Source organism: Actinomadura meridiana (genome assembly GCF_039537545.1).
GTDB classification, from domain to species: domain Bacteria; phylum Actinomycetota; class Actinomycetes; order Streptosporangiales; family Streptosporangiaceae; genus Spirillospora; species Spirillospora meridiana.
The window spans coordinates 23,523-39,707 of sequence record NZ_BAABAS010000004.1; the positions used below are offsets into that span (position 1 = coordinate 23,523).

At 72.2% G+C, this 16,185-nt stretch carries 15 protein-coding genes; 8 read left to right on the forward strand and 7 right to left on the reverse strand.

Annotation, left to right across the window (positions count from 1 at the left end; genetic code table 11):
- The first annotated feature begins 26 nt into the window (after positions 1-26).
- From ABD808_RS03740 to ABD808_RS03750, 3 genes are all read left to right on the forward strand, one after another.
- Entirely contained in the window at positions 27-1,205 is a 1,179-nt protein-coding gene (locus ABD808_RS03740; protein ID WP_344889655.1) for a L,D-transpeptidase, read from the forward strand.
- Positions 1,206-1,336: 131 nt separating this feature from the next.
- Complete coding sequence (locus ABD808_RS03745; protein ID WP_344889658.1) at positions 1,337-2,572, forward strand: L,D-transpeptidase; 1,236 nt, start codon at positions 1,337-1,339, stop codon at positions 2,570-2,572.
- A gap of 36 nt (positions 2,573-2,608) precedes the next feature.
- Entirely contained in the window at positions 2,609-3,952 is a 1,344-nt protein-coding gene (locus ABD808_RS03750) for a glycosyltransferase family 4 protein (RefSeq protein WP_344889661.1), read from the forward strand.
- Here the strand turns inward: ABD808_RS03750 and ABD808_RS03755 are convergent.
- Entirely contained in the window at positions 3,913-4,422 is a 510-nt protein-coding gene (locus tag ABD808_RS03755; RefSeq protein ID WP_344889666.1) for a mycothiol transferase, read from the reverse strand. The two genes, ABD808_RS03750 and ABD808_RS03755, sit on opposite strands and share 40 nt — an antisense overlap.
- Positions 4,423-4,432: 10 nt before the next feature.
- A complete protein-coding gene (locus ABD808_RS03760) occupies positions 4,433-5,152 on the reverse strand; it encodes a sensor histidine kinase (protein ID WP_344889668.1) in 720 nt (239 codons plus the stop codon).
- Positions 5,153-5,815: 663 nt separating this feature from the next.
- Here ABD808_RS03760 and ABD808_RS03765 point away from each other — a divergent pair.
- The 3 genes from ABD808_RS03765 to ABD808_RS03775 are packed head-to-tail and all read left to right on the forward strand — an operon-like array spanning position 5,816 to position 8,618.
- Entirely contained in the window at positions 5,816-6,505 is a 690-nt protein-coding gene (locus tag ABD808_RS03765) for an ABC transporter ATP-binding protein (RefSeq protein WP_344892820.1), read from the forward strand.
- A complete protein-coding gene (locus ABD808_RS03770) occupies positions 6,502-7,710 on the forward strand; it encodes an ABC transporter permease (protein ID WP_344889671.1) in 1,209 nt (402 codons plus the stop codon). Before ABD808_RS03765 ends, ABD808_RS03770 begins: the two co-directional genes overlap by 4 nt.
- 32 nt (positions 7,711-7,742) lie before the next feature.
- A complete protein-coding gene (locus tag ABD808_RS03775; RefSeq protein WP_344889676.1) occupies positions 7,743-8,618 on the forward strand; it encodes a DinB/UmuC family translesion DNA polymerase in 876 nt (291 codons plus the stop codon).
- 7 nt (positions 8,619-8,625) lie between these two features.
- On the opposite strand, the gene hpaD is transcribed toward ABD808_RS03775, so the two are convergent.
- From hpaD to ABD808_RS03795, 4 genes are all read right to left on the reverse strand, one after another.
- A complete protein-coding gene (hpaD, locus tag ABD808_RS03780; RefSeq protein WP_344889679.1) occupies positions 8,626-9,639 on the reverse strand; it encodes a 3,4-dihydroxyphenylacetate 2,3-dioxygenase in 1,014 nt (337 codons plus the stop codon).
- Positions 9,639-11,144, reverse strand: coding sequence for a 5-carboxymethyl-2-hydroxymuconate semialdehyde dehydrogenase (gene hpaE / locus ABD808_RS03785; protein ID WP_344889684.1), 1,506 nt, complete (start codon positions 11,142-11,144; stop codon positions 9,639-9,641). The genes hpaD and hpaE overlap by 1 nt, the downstream gene beginning before the upstream one ends.
- A 61-nt stretch (positions 11,145-11,205) precedes the next feature.
- Positions 11,206-12,126 carry a 4-hydroxy-tetrahydrodipicolinate synthase gene (dapA, locus tag ABD808_RS03790; protein ID WP_344889689.1) on the reverse strand — a complete coding sequence of 307 codons (921 nt, stop codon included), beginning with the start codon at positions 12,124-12,126 and terminating at the stop codon, positions 11,206-11,208.
- A gap of 10 nt (positions 12,127-12,136) precedes the next feature.
- The gene (locus ABD808_RS03795) at positions 12,137-13,642 is read right to left on the reverse strand and encodes a fumarylacetoacetate hydrolase family protein (RefSeq protein WP_344892823.1); all 1,506 of its coding nucleotides are present in this window, start codon (positions 13,640-13,642) and stop codon (positions 12,137-12,139) included.
- A gap of 145 nt (positions 13,643-13,787) precedes the next feature.
- Here ABD808_RS03795 and ABD808_RS03800 point away from each other — a divergent pair, with 145 nt between their 5' ends.
- Positions 13,788-14,519, forward strand: coding sequence for an alpha/beta fold hydrolase (locus tag ABD808_RS03800; RefSeq protein WP_344889693.1), 732 nt, complete (start codon positions 13,788-13,790; stop codon positions 14,517-14,519).
- Between the two features lie 109 nt (positions 14,520-14,628).
- Entirely contained in the window at positions 14,629-15,303 is a 675-nt protein-coding gene (locus ABD808_RS03805; RefSeq protein ID WP_344889698.1) for a GntR family transcriptional regulator, read from the forward strand.
- Between the two features lie 75 nt (positions 15,304-15,378).
- Here the strand turns inward: ABD808_RS03805 and ABD808_RS03810 are convergent, their stop codons facing one another.
- Positions 15,379-16,116 (reverse strand): SDR family NAD(P)-dependent oxidoreductase, encoded by a 738-nt coding sequence (locus ABD808_RS03810; RefSeq protein ID WP_344889703.1) that lies wholly within the window; start codon positions 16,114-16,116, stop codon positions 15,379-15,381.
- Positions 16,117-16,185: the final 69 nt, after the last annotated feature.

Sequence of the window (16,185 nt, forward strand, 5' to 3'; positions counted from 1 at the left end):
AAAAAACGGGGATGGGGGAGTTGGCTGTGACTCAGGGGCGATTGAGGCTCGCGCTGACCGGCGGCGCCGGTGCCGCCGCGATCCTCGCGGTCGGCTGCGCGACGGGCTGCGGGGTCGGCGGCGCGGGCAAGCTGGCCTCGGGGAACTCGGCCACCACCGTGACGATCACACCGGCCAACGGCACCGCCCAGGTCAAACCGGACGGGACGATCGAGGTGAAGGCGTCGGACGGAAAGCTCCAGAACGTCACCGTCCAGGGCGCGGGAGCCACCGTCACCGGCGCGTTCGGCGGCGGCCACAAGACGTGGCGTTCCACCAGGACGCTGACGCCCGGGACGTCCTACACCGTCACGGCGCAGTCCCGTGACGACGGCAAGACCCGCACCGTGACCAGCTCGTTCACCACGCTCAAGCCCGCTGAGACGCTCTCGATCGCCGACGTCACCCCGAACCTGACGGGTGAGAAGGTCGGCGTCGGCATGCCGATCATCGTCCGGTTCGACCGCCCGGTCACCGACAAGGCCGCCGTCGAGCGGACGCTGCGCGTCACGCCCGACAAGCCCGTCGAGGGCGCCTGGCGGTGGGTCTCCGCCGACCAGGTCATCTACCGGACGAAGACGTACTGGCAGCCGCACCAGACCGTCCGCTTCCACGCGAGCCTCGCCGGGGTGAACGCGGGCGGCGGCGTGTACGGGGCCAAGGACGCGCAGGCCACCATCTCGATCGGTGCCAAGCAGATCACCACCGGCGACATCGACGGGCACCGCATGACGGTGACGCGGGACGGCGAGAAGCTGCGCACCGTCCCGTTCAGCGCGGGCAACGGGCAGACCCGCGAGTTCACCACCACCAGCGGCGTCCACCTGCTGATGGAGAAGGGCAACCCGGTCACGATGACGTCCCCCGGCCGCCAGCCGGGCGACCCCGGCTACTACAAGCAGGTCGTCAACTACGCGGTCCGCTTCTCCAACAGCGGTGAGTACGTGCACTCGGCGCCGTGGTCGGTCGGCGCGCAGGGCTCGGCGAACGTGAGTCACGGCTGCCTGAACGTCAGCCCCGAGAACGCGAAGTGGTTCTACGACATCATGCAGCGCGGCGACGTCATCAAGCTGACCGGCTCCGACCGCGAGGTCGAGCCCCTCAACGGCTGGAGCTTCTGGCAGATGTCCTTCGACACGTGGCGGGAGGGCAGCGCCCTGCGGTGACCCAGGTCATCCCACATGTCCCTCTTGCAACGCTTTGATCTCGGACACCAGAGAAAAGCCTGGGTCATGGCAGGATTCGTTGGTTTTATCGCTAATGTCTCCCTGGTAGACGGCGGTTTCGGGAGGTCGCAGTGCAGCGGAGAGCTTCCGCGGGTGTTCGGGCGGGCGCGGGTGTGGCGGGAGTCGTGCTGCTCCTCACGACGGCGTGCAGCGGCGGTGAGAAGGAGGGCGGCGTCACCGTCGGCGAGAAGGCCGACGCCTCCGTCCCCCAGGTGACGATCAACCCGGGCAACGGCAGCGCCAAGGCGCAGCCGGAGGACGGCGTCGTCGTCACGGCGGCGGGCGGCACGCTCCAACAGGTCACGGTCACGCTCAAGGGCAAGCCCGTCGACGGCGAGATGGGGGCCGACAAGACCACCTGGAAGTCGCGGACGCTGCGTCCCGGCTCCAAGTACCAGGTCACCGCCGTCGCCACGAGCCCGAAGGGCAAGACGGCCACCCTCAGCGCCTCCTTCGCCACCGCCAAGGCGGCGAAGGAACTCGACATCGTCGACGTCACCCCGAACAAGAACGAGAAGGTCGGCATCGGCATGCCGATCCAGGTCGTCTTCAACCGGGCGGTGGACGACAAGGCGGCCGTGGAGAAGGCCCTGGACGTCAGGTCCGCCAAGCCCGCCACCGGCGCCTGGTACTGGGTGAGCGACACCACGGTGATCTTCCGGACGAAGAACGGCGAGTACTGGAAGCCCAACCAGAAGGTCACGTTCACGGCGAAGCTGTCCGGCGTGAAGGCGGGCAAGAAGACCTACGGCGTGGACGACTTCGACCGCAGCTTCCGCATCGGCGACGCGCACATGGTGAAGATCAGCACCAAGAAGCACAGGGCGGTCGTCGAGAAGAACGGCGTGAAGGTCCGCAGTTGGCCGATCAGCGCGGGCCGGGGCGGCCGCGTCGTCAATGGCGTCGACACCTACCTCACCACCAGCGGCATCCACCTCACCATGGGCAAGGAGAATCCGGCGATCATGACGTCGGAGTGGATGGGCGTGAAGCCGGAGGACAAGGAGCACGGCGGCTACAAGGAGGTCATCCCGCACGCGGTGCGGATCTCCAACAGCGGCGAGTACATCCACTCGATGGCCTCGACCACGTGGGCGCAGGGCCACCAGAACGTCAGCCACGGCTGCGTCAACTCGCCGCCCAAGGACGCCCGCTGGTACTACGGCTGGTCCTACCGGGGCGACCCGGTGATCATCACCGGAACCAAGCGCAAGCTCGCGCCGCTCAACGGGTGGAGCTACTACCAGATGTCGTGGAGCAAGTGGGTCAAGGGCAGCGCCCTCGACCGTTCCGTGACCACGGGGTGACGTTCACCGGGCCCGGCGGCGGGAATGGGGCACCCGGTGAACGAGCCCGCGACCACGTCGGGGCGCCGGGCGCTGAGATTCCGCCGCCGCGTCCGGCGCCGGGCACACCGCTGCGTGCGCCGCGTGGCGCTGTGGGCACTTAGTCCGTTGCGGTGGAGGCGTCCGCCCAAGGCCAGTGAGCGGATTCGGGTGCGTGTTCTGTTGCAGAACGCGCATGGCACCGGAGGGACGATCCGTACCGTCCTGAATCTTTGCGGCTACTTGGCGCGCGATTATGACGTCGAGATCGTCAGCGCGTTGCGGCGGAGCAAACGGCCGTTCTTCGCGATTCCGCTCGGCGCCAGGGTGACGTACGCCGACGACCGCTTCGCCGCCAGGGGGAGGACGGTCCGGTTCCTGGCCCGGCTGCCGAGCGTCCTGACACCGGCCGACGAGGCGTCCTTCCGCCTGATGAGCCTCTGGACGGACGTGTGCCTCCTGCGCGCCCTGTACGGCGCCCCGGCCGACGTCGTGATCGGCACGCGGCCGTCGCTCGTGCTGCTCGCGGCCGAACTCGCGCCCCGAGGGGCCGTCACGATCGGGCAGGACCACATGAGCCTGGACTCCTACCGGCCCGCGCTGCGCCGCCAGGTCGTCCGCGGGTATCGGGGGCTCACCGCGCTCGCCGTGCTCACGGAGGCGGCTCTCGCGGGCTACGAGAAGGCTCTCGCCGGGTCGGGGGTTCGGGTCGTACGGATTCCGAACGCCGCGCCGCCGCTGCCGCCGCGACCGTCCCGGCGCGAGGACAGGGTCGTGCTGGCCGCCGGACGGCTCGTCGCCAACAAGGGCTTCGACACGCTGATCAGGGCCTTCGCGCCGATCGCCGCCGACCATCCCGACTGGACGCTGCGGATCTTCGGCCGCGGACCACGCCGGGACGCGCTCCGCGCGCTGGTCGCTGAGCTGGGCCTCACCGGACGGGTCCAGCTGCGTCCCGTCACCCGCGACCTGCACGCCGAGATGGCCCGCGCGTCGGTCTACGCGCTGTCGTCCCGCCGCGAGGGCATGCCGATGGTGATCATCGAGGCGATGGGGATGGGCCTGCCGGTGGTGTCGTTCGACTGCCCGCACGGCCCCGCCGAGCTGATCGCGCACGGCCGCGACGGGCTGCTCGTCCCGCCCGGCGACACCGAAGCGTTCACGGCCGCGCTCCGCGACCTGGTCGCCGACCGGGCCCTGCGCGACCGGCTCGGCGACCTGGCCGCCGAGTCGGCGCGCGCCCACGACCTTGAGCGCATCGGGCCACGGTGGTCCCGGCTGATCTCCGGCCTGTGCCCGTCCGGCGAGGCCGGCGGGGACGGTCAGGCCCGCAGCAGAAGGCCGCGGACGAACGCCGCCTGACCGGTGTGCTCGATGCAGTCGGAGATGACGCTGACGAGCCGCACGCCCAGCGTGACCGGCGGGTCCCAGGACCGGTCCACGACGCGGGGCAGGTCGTCGTCGGTGACCGTGCTGACGTACGCGACGGTCTCGGCGTGCACGGCGTCCTGGTAGCCGGTGAGCAGGTCGGCTGAGGGCACCTGGACGGCCGCGACCTGCGCCGACGTGTGCCGGTAGCCGGTGTCGGACGGGTCGAACGGCAGGCCGAAGCGGTCCGCCCAGCCGCCCTCCGTCCACGCCTGCGCGGTCCCGGCGACGTCGGAGATGTGGTCGTCCTCGACACGGGTGAGGTGCCAGAGGAGCCACGCGATCGAGTTGGCGTCGGCGTCGGCGCGGTAGGCGAGTTGCTGTGGAGTGAGCCCGTCGACGGCCCCGTGGACCTGTTCCCGGATCCGTCCGAAGGCGTCGGTGAGCAGAAGCGCACTGGTCATTGGACAGACGCTACCCAGCGGGGACGCCGGTTATCACCGCCGCCGCGCGGGACGGCAGCCGGACGGTGACCTGGAGGCCGCCGCCGGGGCGGGACACGGCGGTCACCGTGCCGCCGTGGGCGGTCGCCGTGGCCCGCACGATCGACAGGCCGAGCCCGGACCCGCGGTCCGAGCGCAGCCGGTCGTTGCCGAGCCGCCGGAACGGCTCGAAGATCGTCTCGACGTCGTAGGCCGGCACGACCGGCCCGGTGTTGGACACGACGACCTCCGCCGCGCCGTCCCCGTTCCGCGTCGTCACCGACAGCGTCCCGCCGTCGTGGTTGTGGCGGACGGCGTTCTCGACCAGGTTCTGCACCAGCCGTTCGACGAGGACGGGGTCGCCGCCCGTCGGCGCCGGGCCCAGGTCGCGGGTCATGGCCAGGCCCCGGGCGGCGGCCTCGGCGGCGGCCTGGTCGAGCACGTGGTCCGCGACGTCCGCGAGGTCGAGCGGGCCGCCGTCCAGCATCGCCTCGCCCGTGCCCGCGAGGGTGAGCAGGCCGTCGATGAGGCGTTCGTGCCGCCCGTTGACGACCAGCAGCGACTCGCCGAGCCGCTTGACGTCGCCGGTGGCGTCGTGGCGCCGCACCGCGACGTCGATGAGCGTCCGGTTGATGGCGAGCGCCTCGGCCCTGAGCCCGTCGGCGATCGAATCGGCGAGCATCCGCTCGTCCTCGGCGATCAGTACCCGCACGCGCCGCCCCCTGCCCGTCCATTGGTGGTGCCCGTCCTCGACGGTGCTGGTCCAGCATCGGGCCAGGGGCGTAACGCGGGCATAACGCGAACCGGTTACGCCCGGGTTATCGGCGCTCGGCTGGACTTGCCGTCGCCCGCCGGGACGTCCGGGGGGCGACGACAGGGAGACCGAACGATGCGACGACGGACGCTGGCGGCGCTGGCCCTCGTCCCGGCTCTCGCCCTCGGCCCGCTGGGCTGTGGAAGTGAGAGCGGGGGCGCGGGATCGGGTGCCACCGCCAAGGCCGCGGACAACCACGAGAAGATGCGCCAGTTCGCCCAGTGCATGCGCGACAACGGCGTGGACATGGAGGACCCGTCCGGTGACGGCAAGCTCACGATCCGGCACAGCGAGGGTGCGGGGAAGGGCGGCCCGGACATCAACGGCAAGGCCGAGGCGGCGCAGAAGAAGTGCCGCCACCTGATGCCGAACGGTGGCAAGCCGAAGAAGCCCAACCCCGAGGAGCTCGCCAAGATGCGCGTCTTCTCCGCATGCATGCGCGACCAGGGGATCAGCGAGTTCCCCGACCCGCGGCCCGACGGCGGGTTGCTGTTCAAGGCGAAGAAGGGCAGCGGGCTGGACCCGGAGAGCCAGACGGTCGACCCCCCACAAGGAGCGGGCATGAGGACGGCAGTGGAACTGCGGGACGTCACGCGGACCCACCCGGGCGGGGTGACCGCGCTGGACGACGTGTCGCTGACGGTGGCGGCGGGCGAGTTCGTCGCGATCGTCGGGCCGTCCGGGTCGGGGAAGTCGACGATGCTGCACCTGCTCGGCACCCTGGACCGGCCGAGCGCCGGGACCGTCCTGGTGGAGGGCACCGACGTGTCCCGGCTGCCGGACCGGAGGCTGTCGGCGCTGCGGGCCCGCCGGATCGGGTTCGTGTTCCAGCAGTTCCACCTCGCCGCCGGGGTCAGCGCACTGGACGCCGTCGTGGACGGGCTGCTGTACGCGGGGGTGCCGCAGGCGCAGCGCCGCCGCCGTGCCCGCCGGGCACTGGAGCGCGTCGGGCTCGGGCACCGGCTCGGGCACCGTCCGCACCAGCTGTCCGGTGGCGAGCGGCAGCGGGTCGCGATCGCCCGCGCGGTGGTGGGGGAGCCCGCGCTGCTGCTGGCCGACGAGCCGACCGGCGCGCTGGACTCGGCGTCGGGCGCGGGCGTCCTGGAGTTGCTGCGCGAGCTGTCCGGCGGCGGGACGACCGTCGTCCTGATCACCCACGACCGGGACATCGCCGCCCTGCTGCCCCGCCAGGTGCGCATGCGCGACGGCCGGATCGTCCACGACGACGCACAGGTGGAGGCGACCCTATGAGCGGCGCTACGAGCGGTGCGCCCGCCTCTGACCGGCTTGGCCCGGCGGACGTGCTGCGCGTCGGCGCCGCCGGGTTGCGCTCGCGCCCGCTGCGGGTGTTCCTGTCCGCGCTCGGCATCGCGATCGGGATCGCCGCGATGATCGGCGTGGTGGGGATCTCGACGTCCAGCCGCGCGGAGCTCCAGGCCGTCCTGGACCGGCTGGGCACCAACCTGCTGACGGTCGGGCCCGGCCAGGACTTCTTCGGCGAGGCCGCCAAGCTTCCGGTGGAGTCGGTCGGGATGGTGAACCGGATGCCGGACGTGGAGTCGGCGTCCGCCACGGCGGCCCTGGACGACGTCCACGTCTACCGCAACGACCACATCCCGGAGGGGCAGAGCGGCGGCATCGGCGTCCGCGCGGCGCGCCTCGACCTGCCCCACACGGTCGGTCTCACCATGGCCGCCGGGACCTGGCTCAACTCCGGGACGGCCCGCTATCCGGCCGTCGTCCTCGGGGCCGACTCGGCGAAGCGGCTCGGGGTCGCGACGCCGGGCGTCCAGGTGTGGCTCGGCTCGCAGTGGTTCACCGTCGTCGGCGTCCTGAACCCGACCGAGCCGGCGCCGGAGCTGGACTCGGCGGCCCTCGTCGGCTGGGACGCCGCCGCGGCCCGCCTCGGCTTCGACGGCCATCCCACCACCGTCTACACCCGGGCCCGCGAGGACGCGGTCGAGAAGGTGCAGAACCTGTTGGCGGCAACCGCGAACCCGGAGGCGCCGACCGAGGTGGAGGTCAGCCGCCCCTCGGACGCGCTGGCCGCCCGTGACGCCACCGACCGGGCGTTCACCGGCCTGCTGCTCGGCCTCGGCGGCGTCGCGCTGCTGGTCGGCGGCGTCGGCGTCGCCAACACGATGGTGATCTCGGTGCTGGAGCGGCGCGCGGAGATCGGGCTGCGCCGCTCGCTCGGCGCGACCCGGGGGCAGATCAGGCTCCAGTTCCTCACCGAGTCGCAGCTTCTCGCCGCGCTCGGCGGGGCCGGGGGCGTCGCGCTCGGCGTCGTCGTCACCGCGGGCTTCGCCGTGGCGCAGGGCTGGCCGACGGTCGTGCCCGCGTGGGCGATGGCGGGCGGGATCCTCGCGACCCTGGTCATCGGGGGTGTCGCGGGCCTGTACCCGGCCGTCCGGGCGGCGAGACTGCCACCGACGGAGGCCCTCACCGCGCCATGACGCGTGCATGCCGGGTATGCGAACATATGTTCGTGTCAGTGTTGGTTTCGGAGGGCGCGGCGATCCTGCATGCCGATCTCGACGCCTTCTACGCGTCGGTCGAGCAGCGTGACGATCCGGGGCTGCGGGGGCGCCCGGTGATCGTCGGCGGTGGCGTGGTGCTGGCGGCCAGCTACGAGGCCAGGGCGTGCGGGGTGCGGACGGCGATGGGCGGCGGCCAGGCGCGGCGGCTGTGGGGCGTCGGCGGGGCCACGGCGGACAAGCTCGCCCGCTACGGCGTCACCACGGTCGGGGACGTCGCGGACATGCCGGAGGCAACGCTGGTGTCATTGCTCGGCCCCGGCGCGGGCCGCCACCTGCACGCCCTGGCGAGCGGCCGCGACCCCCGCGTGGTGCGGACGGGGGCGCGCCGCAGATCGGTGGGCGCGCAGCGGGCCCTCGGTCGCCGCGCACGCACGGCGGCGGATCTCGACGCGATGCTGGTCGGGCTCGTCGACCGGCTCGGCGGCAGGCTGCGCAAAGGAAGGCGGGTGTGCCGGACGGTCGTGCTCCGCCTGCGGTTCGGCGACTTCGCCCGCGCCACCCGCTCGCGCACGCTGCCGCAGGCGACCGCCGACACCGCGCTGATCCTGGCGACGGCCCGGGGCCTGCTCGCCGCCGCCACGCCGATGGTCGAGGACCGGGGCCTGACCCTGATCGGGGTGTCGCTCGGCGACCTGCGCGATGACCGGGCCGTGCAGCTCGCGCTGCCGTTCGACGCCGTCCAAAGGCGGGCCGCGATGGGCGGCGGGGAGCTGGACGGCGCGGTCGACGGCGTCCGCGACCGGTTCGGCCGGGACGCCATCACACGCGCGGTCCTGCTGGGCCGCGACCAGGGCCACCCGGCCCCGGAGCCGCCCGACGGCTAGCGAACGGTCAGGAGGGCTCGATGATGCCGAGACCGTCGGCGCCGACCTGGACGGCCGACTCGTCCAGCACGCCCTCCAGGATCGGCTGGACGGCGCCGTCCAGGTCAAGGACGGGGCTGGCCTCCTTGTACCACGACTCGATGACCGCGTTGCCCCAGAAGTCGCGGCGGCGGTCGTCGTGCACGTTCCACACGTACGTCTCGTGGTCGGGGTCGCCGGTGAAGTAGTCGGAGGTGTAGATCTCGACCCGGTGCCCGTCGGGGTCGCGCATGTAGAGGTAGAAGGCGTTGGACACGCCGTGCCGCCCGGGGCCGCGCTCGATGTGGTGCTGCTTGTCGAGCGACCCGAAGATGTCGGCGGTGCGCAGCACCTGGTGCGACTCGTGCGTCGCGACCCCGAGATGGTGCAGTCGGGGGCCCGCGCCGCCGGTGAACGCGACGTCGTGGACGGTCTGCTTGCGGAACATCCACGCCGCGTACATCTCGTGCTCGTCGCCCTCGATCGTCTCCGAGCAGCCGAACCCGAGCGACTTGTAGTGCTCGTAGGCGGCGGGGATGTCGGGCGTGCAGATGTTGAAGTGGTCGAGCCGCGCGATCTGGGCGCCGCGGTGCAGGTCGTAGCGCTGGATGAGGCGCTCGCCGCGGGCGATGTCGTGGAAGAACTCGACGGTGAAGCCGAGCGGGTCGACGGCGCGGACGGCGTCGCCCACACCGTAGGTGCCCTCACCGGCCGGGATGCGCCGCACGGGACGGCCGCGCTCGGCGAAGAACTTCTCGGCGCGGTCGACGTCCTCGGGCGTCCGGACCCGGTAGGCGAGGTGGTCGAGGGCCGCGGCCGGCCCCTTGCGCAGCACCAGCGAATGGTGGGTCAGCTCGTCGGTGCCCCGCAGGTACAGGGCGTTCGCGTCCTCGTGCTGGACGTGTAGGCCGAGCATGTCGACCCAGAACCAGCGGGACGCGGCGAGGTCCGTGACGACGAGCTGCGCGTAGGCGGACCGGACGACGTCGGGGGGAGTGCTCATCAGTTCTCCTGAACGCCGAAGCGAGGCGTGTGCACCTCGCCGAGCATGACGTGGACGATCTTGGTCTCGGAGAAGAAGTCGATGCTGTGCGCGCCCCCCTCTCGCCCGACCCCCGAATCCTTGACCCCGCCGAAGGGAGTGCGCAGGTCACGGACGTTGTGGGAGTTGATCCAGACCATACCCGAGTCGACCGCGTGGGCGATCCGGTGGCCGCGGCGCAGGTCGCTCGTCCAGACGTAGCCGGCGAGGCCGTAACGGGTCGCGTTGGCCAGCTCGATCGCCTCCGCCTCGTCGTCGAACGGCGCCACGGCCACGACCGGGCCGAAGATCTCCTCCTGGAAGATCCGGGCGTCGCGGGGCACGTCGGCGAACACGGTGGGCTGGAGGTAGTTGCCCTCGGGCAGGTGGTCGGGACGGGTGCCGCCCGCGACCAGCTTCGCCTCCCCCTGCCCGATCTCCACGTAGTTCAGGACGCTCGCGTAGTGGTCGGGGTGCACCAGCGCGCCGACCTCGGTCGCCGGGTCGGACGGCGGCCCGACCTTGACCCGCTCGGCCCGCTCGGCGATCCGCCGGGTGAACTCCTCGTAGATCGGCCGCTCGACCAGCACGCGGGACCCGGCGGTGCAGCGCTCCCCGTTCAGGGAGAACACGCCGAACACGACCGAGTCGAGGGCCGCGTCGAGGTCGGCGTCGGCGAACACCACGACGGGCGACTTGCCGCCGAGCTCCATCGACAGGGTCTTCAGCCCGTCGGCGGCGCAGCGCATGATGTGCCGTCCGGTGTCGGTGGACCCGGTGAAGGACAGCAGCGGCACGTCCGGGTGGTCCACCAGCGCCTGGCCCGCCACCTCGCCGATGCCGTGCACGATGTTGACCACACCGGCGGGCACCCCGGCCTCGGTGAAGATCTCGGCCCACAGGTTCGCCGACAGCGGCGTCCACTCGGCGGGCTTGAGCACCAGCGTGCAGCCGGACGCGATCGCCGGGGCGAGCTTCCAGCTCTCCAGCATGAACGGCGTGTTCCACGGGGTGATCAGCCCGGCGACCCCGACGGGGCTCCGCACCACGTAGTTGAGCTGCTTGTCGCCGACGCGGAAGGACTCATCGCCCAGCGCGACGATCACGTCGGCGAAGTAGCGGAAGTTCTCGGCGGCGCGGCGGGCCTGCCCGCGCGCCTGCGTGATCGGCAGTCCGGAGTCGAACGACTCGAACGCCGACAGCCGGTCCTCACGCGCCTCCACGGCGTCGGCGATCCGGTTGAGGATCGTGGCGCGCTCGCGGTTGCCGAGGGCCGACCAGCCGGGGAACGCCGCGCGGGCCGCGGCGACGGCACGGTCCACGTCGGCGGGACCGCCCGCGGCGGCGGTGGTGTAGGTGACGTTGGTGACGGGGTCGGCGACGTCGAAGACCGCGCCGTCGACGCTGTCGGCGAACTCGCCGCCGATCCAGTGCCGGATGCGGTCCGGCAGGCCGTCAGGGCGGGCGGCTGTGGAGGGGAGGGACATCGTGCTCTCTTCCGGTTCGTGGTGGGGCGGCGCTCGTCGCGGGCGGAACGGGGATCCGGCGTCAGATCCCCGCGGTGAGGTCGCCGCCACGTTCGAGCAGCGCGCGGATGCGCAGCTGGCCTTCGCCGGTCGGCTGGGTCAGCGGCGGCCGGACGTACCCGGACGGGATCCGGCCCTGCTGCTCCAGCACCCACTTGGCGGGCGCCGGGTTGGTCTCGACGAACAGCAGGTCGACGAGGGGGTGCAGGCGGTAGTGCAGGTCACGGGCGGCGGCCTGGTCGCCAGCCGTCCACAGCTCGTACATCCGCGCGACGGCGGTGGGAGCGAGGTTGGCGACGGCGCTGATGAAGCCGGTGCCGCCGAGGGCGAGCAGGGGCAGGCAGAGCAGCTCGATCCCGGACCACACGAGCAGCTCCGGGCCGCAGGCGTGCAGGACGCGGGAGAAGTGCTCGAAGTCCTTGGTGGTCTCCTTGATCCCGACGACGTTGTCGAAGTCGGTGAACAGCCGCCGGACGGTCTCGGGGGCGATGTCCACCGCCGTCCTGGACGGCACGTTGTAGATGACCAGCGGCAGGTCGGGGAACTCGCGGGCGACGGTCGCGTACCAGGTGTAGAGGGCCTCCTGGGTGGGCCGCGCGTAGTACGGGGTGATGATCAGGGCGGCGTCGGCGCCCGCGTCCCGGGCGGCGGCCGTGATCTCCAGGGTCTCGTCCAGCTTCGCCGAGCCGGTGCCCGGCAGGAACGGGACGCGGTCGGCGACCTCGTCGGCGGCCGTCCGGATCGCGGCGATGCGCTCGGCGGTGGTCTGGCTGCTCGGCTCGCCGGTCGAGCCGCCGAACGAGATGCCGTGCGAGCCGGACTCCAGCTGCCAGCGGATCAGGCCGCGCAGCGCGTCATGGTCGACGGCGCCCTCGGCGGTGAACGGCGTGACGACGGGCGCGATGGAGCCGCGGATCGTGGCCGGGTCGGTACGGAACTTCAACGTCTGCTCCTCAGTGGTCGTTGTCGCGGCGCCAGGCCTCGTAGGCGTCCCGCCAGCGTGGCCCGAGCGGGTACAGGCCGTCGACGGACTCCCCGGCGGCGACGCGCTCGGTGATGAAGCGCTCCTGTGTTTCCTGCTCGGCCGCGTCGGTGGCGAGGTCGACGGCGATGTCGGGTGGGATGACGACGACGCCGTCCGCGTCGCCGACCAGGATGTCCCCCGGCTGGACGAGCGCGCCGCCGCAGGCGATCGGCAGCCCGGTGTCCCAGGGGACGTGGCGGCGGCCGAGCACCGCCGGGTGCTCGCCCGCGTGGAAGACGGGCAGGCCGAGCCCGCCGACGACCGCGCTGTCGCGCAGCCCGCCGTCGGTGACGACGCCCGCCGAGCCGCGCTTCATGGCACGCAGGGCGAGGATGTCGCCGAGCGTCCCGGCGCTGTTGTCGCGGCGCGCGTCCATGACCAGCACCTGGCCGGGGCGCAGCTCCTCGATCGCCCGCTTCTGCGCGTTCATGCCGTTGCCGTACCGCTTGAACAGGTCCTCGCGCAACGGCAGGTAACGGAGCGTGTGGGCCGTCCCGACCATTTTCACTGTGTCTTTTACGGAGTCGCTACCCGCCGGGTGGACGCCGTCGATCGACATGTGCTGGAGGCCTCGCTTGCGCATCTGCGAGCTGAGCGTGGCGGTGGACAGGCCGCGCAACGCCTCGGCGAGGACCGGGTTAAGTGTGGGCTCGGCCACGTACGTCGCGCCCCAGGCGTCCGCTCGGGCGGCCTCGTCGGCGTGGGGCATCGCGCCCCAGTCGGCGAGCGGCCCGGCCTCCACGACCGTGTTGGACAGCCGTCCGGTGGACGCGGACCCGGAGGTCACCTCGACCTCGACGGTGTCGCCCGGACGGGCCACCGACGCGCCGGTCGGGGTCCCGGTGAGGATGATGTCACCGGCTTCGAGGGTGATCAGCCGGGACAGGTCGGCGACCAGCTCCGCGAAGGGGAACAGAAGTGTGTCGCTGGTGTCGTCCTGGACGACCTCGCCGTTGACCCAGGTGCGGATCCGCAGGGCGGCCGGGTCGAGGTCGCGGGCGTCCAGCAGCCGGGGGCCGATCGGGGTGAAGCCGTCGGCGCCCTTGGAGCGCAGGTTGGAGCCGCGGTCGGCGTACTTCAGGTCGTGCACGCCCGCGTCGTTGGCGGCGGTCACCCAGCCGACGTGGTCCCAGCCCTCGGCGGGGGAGACCCGGTGCGCGCGACGGCCGATGACCAGGGCGATCTCACCCTCGAAGGTCATCAGCTCGCAGCCGTCCGGGCGGGGCAGCGGGTCGCCGGTCCCGGCGAGCGAGGACGGCGGTTTCAGGAAGTACGAGGGATGCCCCGGAATCCGCCCTCGCTCCTTGGCCCGGGACGGGAAGTTGAGGTGGACGGCGATGATCTTCGAGGGCCGGTCGCCCAGGGGGTGCGGCACGTGCGGTTCTCCTGACGGTACGGGAACGAACCCAGGGGAGAGCTTACGAGCAAATCGTATATGAAGTCATGCACGATGACGAGGGGGTGTGGCCCGTCTGACTTCGATCGTTCCAACTCGGCGGGCGCCCGCCGAGCCGGATGCGATGTTCCCGTGCAGTATGATCGCAAATCGTATGCGAAATCCTCTAGGAGGTGCTTGACGGATGGGCGACCTCGCCGTTCGCACGTTCACGTCCGCCGGTCCGGTGGACGCCCCGCCCGTGCTCCTCGTGCACGGCTTCTGCTCGGACGGGCAGACCGACTGGGTCGACACCGGCGTCGCCGAGGCCCTCACCGCGGCCGGCCGGACCGTCGTGGTGCCCGACCTGCCCGGCCACGGACAGAGCCCCGCGCCCGCCTCCGCCGCCGAGACCACCGCCCCCGTCATCGCGGCCGCGCTGGTCGCGGCCCTGGACCGGGCCGGCATCTCCACGTTCGACGCCGCCGGATACTCCCTGGGTGCCAGGATCGCATGGGAGCTTCCCGTGGCCGCGCCCGGGAGGGTGGAACGTACCGTCCTCGGCGGACTCGCCCCCGGAGAGCCGTTCACCGCCGTCGACATCGACGCGCTGCACGCCGCCGTCCGGGACGGCTCCGACCCCGCCGACCCCTTCACCGGCATGGTCGCGGGCATGATCAGGTCCCAGGGCGAGCGCGCCGCGGGTCTCGCGCTGTGCGTCGAGGGGCTGCGCGCTGTCCCCTTCGCGGGCGGCGCCTGGAACGCTAAGGTTCCGCCCGTCTTCATCCTCGGCGAGAATGACGAGATGACACGAGGCATCGGCGGCCTCGCCGAGGAGATCGACGGCGCCGAACTGGTGACCGTTCCGGGCGCGCACCACGAGGTGCTGGGCGGCGCGGGCTTCCGCGACGCCCTCCTCGGCGCGCTGGCACGGTGAACAGTCCGTCGAACACGGTGCCGTCGAGCACGGTCACAGGGCCGTCGGACACGGTCACAGAGCCGTCGAGCACGGGCCGGGGGCGCTGGGCGACGATGAGGAGAACCGGGTGAGTGCCGCGAGGAAGCCGGACCAGGCGAAGGAGAGCAAGGCCGAGTTCTGCTACGAGCTGCTGCGGTCGCGCATCCTGGAGGGCACCTACGTGCCCGGGTACCGGCTGGTCATCAACCAACTCGCCCAGGAGACCGGGGTCAGCACGATCCCGCTGCGCGAGGCGCTGCGCCGCCTCCAGTCCGACGGGCTGGTCGAGGTCGTGCGCAACGTCGGCGCCCGCGTCGCGGTCTTCGACGCCGAGCAGGTCGAGCACACGCTGCAGATCCTCGCCCGGCTGGAGGGCTACGCCACCGCGATCTCCGCGCCCAACATGAAGGGCGCGGAGCTCGACCGCTCCCGCAAGATCAACAACCGGATGGTCGAGGCGCTGGAGGAGTTCGACCCGAGCGCGTTCACCGCGCTCAACCGGGAGTTCCACTTCTCGATCTACGAGCACTGCCCGGACGGGCACCTGCGGTCGCTCCTGGAGGCCCAGTGGACGCGCCTGGACCACATGCGCCGCTCCACCTTCACCTACGTCCCGGGCCGCGCCCGCCGCTCGGTGGTCGAGCACGAGCGCATCCTGGAGCTCATCGCCAAGTCGGCCGATCCCGCCGAGATCGAGCGCATCGCCTGCGCCCACAAGAACGCCACCGCGGACGCCCTGCACAGCGCCGTCCCGCATAAGTAAGCCCGCATGAACAAGTAGGCCGGAACGCCGAACGCGCCGTCCCCCCTCGTGGTGGGGACGGCGCGTTCGTCTTGTTCACGTCAGGAGCTGGCCGCCGTCCACCTGGACGACCGCGCCGGTGATGTGGCCCGCCTGGTCGGACGCCAGGAAGAGCACGAGCGGCGCGATGTCGTCGGTCGTGGCGATCTTGCTCAGCGGGATGCGGGCCTCCCAGGCCGCGCGGGCCTCCGCGTGCTCCATCAGCCCGGCCGTCATCGGGGTGTGGACCGGTCCGGGCGCGACGCCGTTGACCCGGATGCCGTGGCCCGCGAGCTCCAGCGCGGCGGTGCGGGTCAGCGCGTCCACGGCCGCCTTGGTGGCCTCGTAGTGGCCGAGGCCGGCGGTGGGCTGCCGGGCGCCGATCGAGCTGATGTTGACGATGCGGCCCTTCGTCCCGTGCTCGATCATCTGGCCGGCCACCGCCTGCGTGACGGTGAACGTGCCGCGCAGGTTGACCGAGACGACGGTGTCGAAGACCTCCAGCGGCAGCGACACCAGCGGGCCGCCGCCCGCGACGAGGCCCGCGTTGTTGACCAGGATCTCGATCGGGCCGACGGTCTCGGCGACGTGCGCGACCCCGGCGGCGACCGAGTCCGCGTCGGTGATGTCCACCGTGACGGCCTGGGCGCCGATCTCCGACGCGACCTTGGCCGCGGCCTCGGCGTCCCGGTCGGCGATCACGACGCGGTCGCCCGCCGCCGCGAACGCCGTGGCGACGGCCCGGCCGATGCCGCTGGCGCCCCCCGTGACGAGGACGACCCGACCCGCGGTCATCGGGCCCTGCCCTTCTGGGGGGCGACCCCCAGACCCCCGAGGCCGGAGGCCCGAAGATCCTCGCTCCGC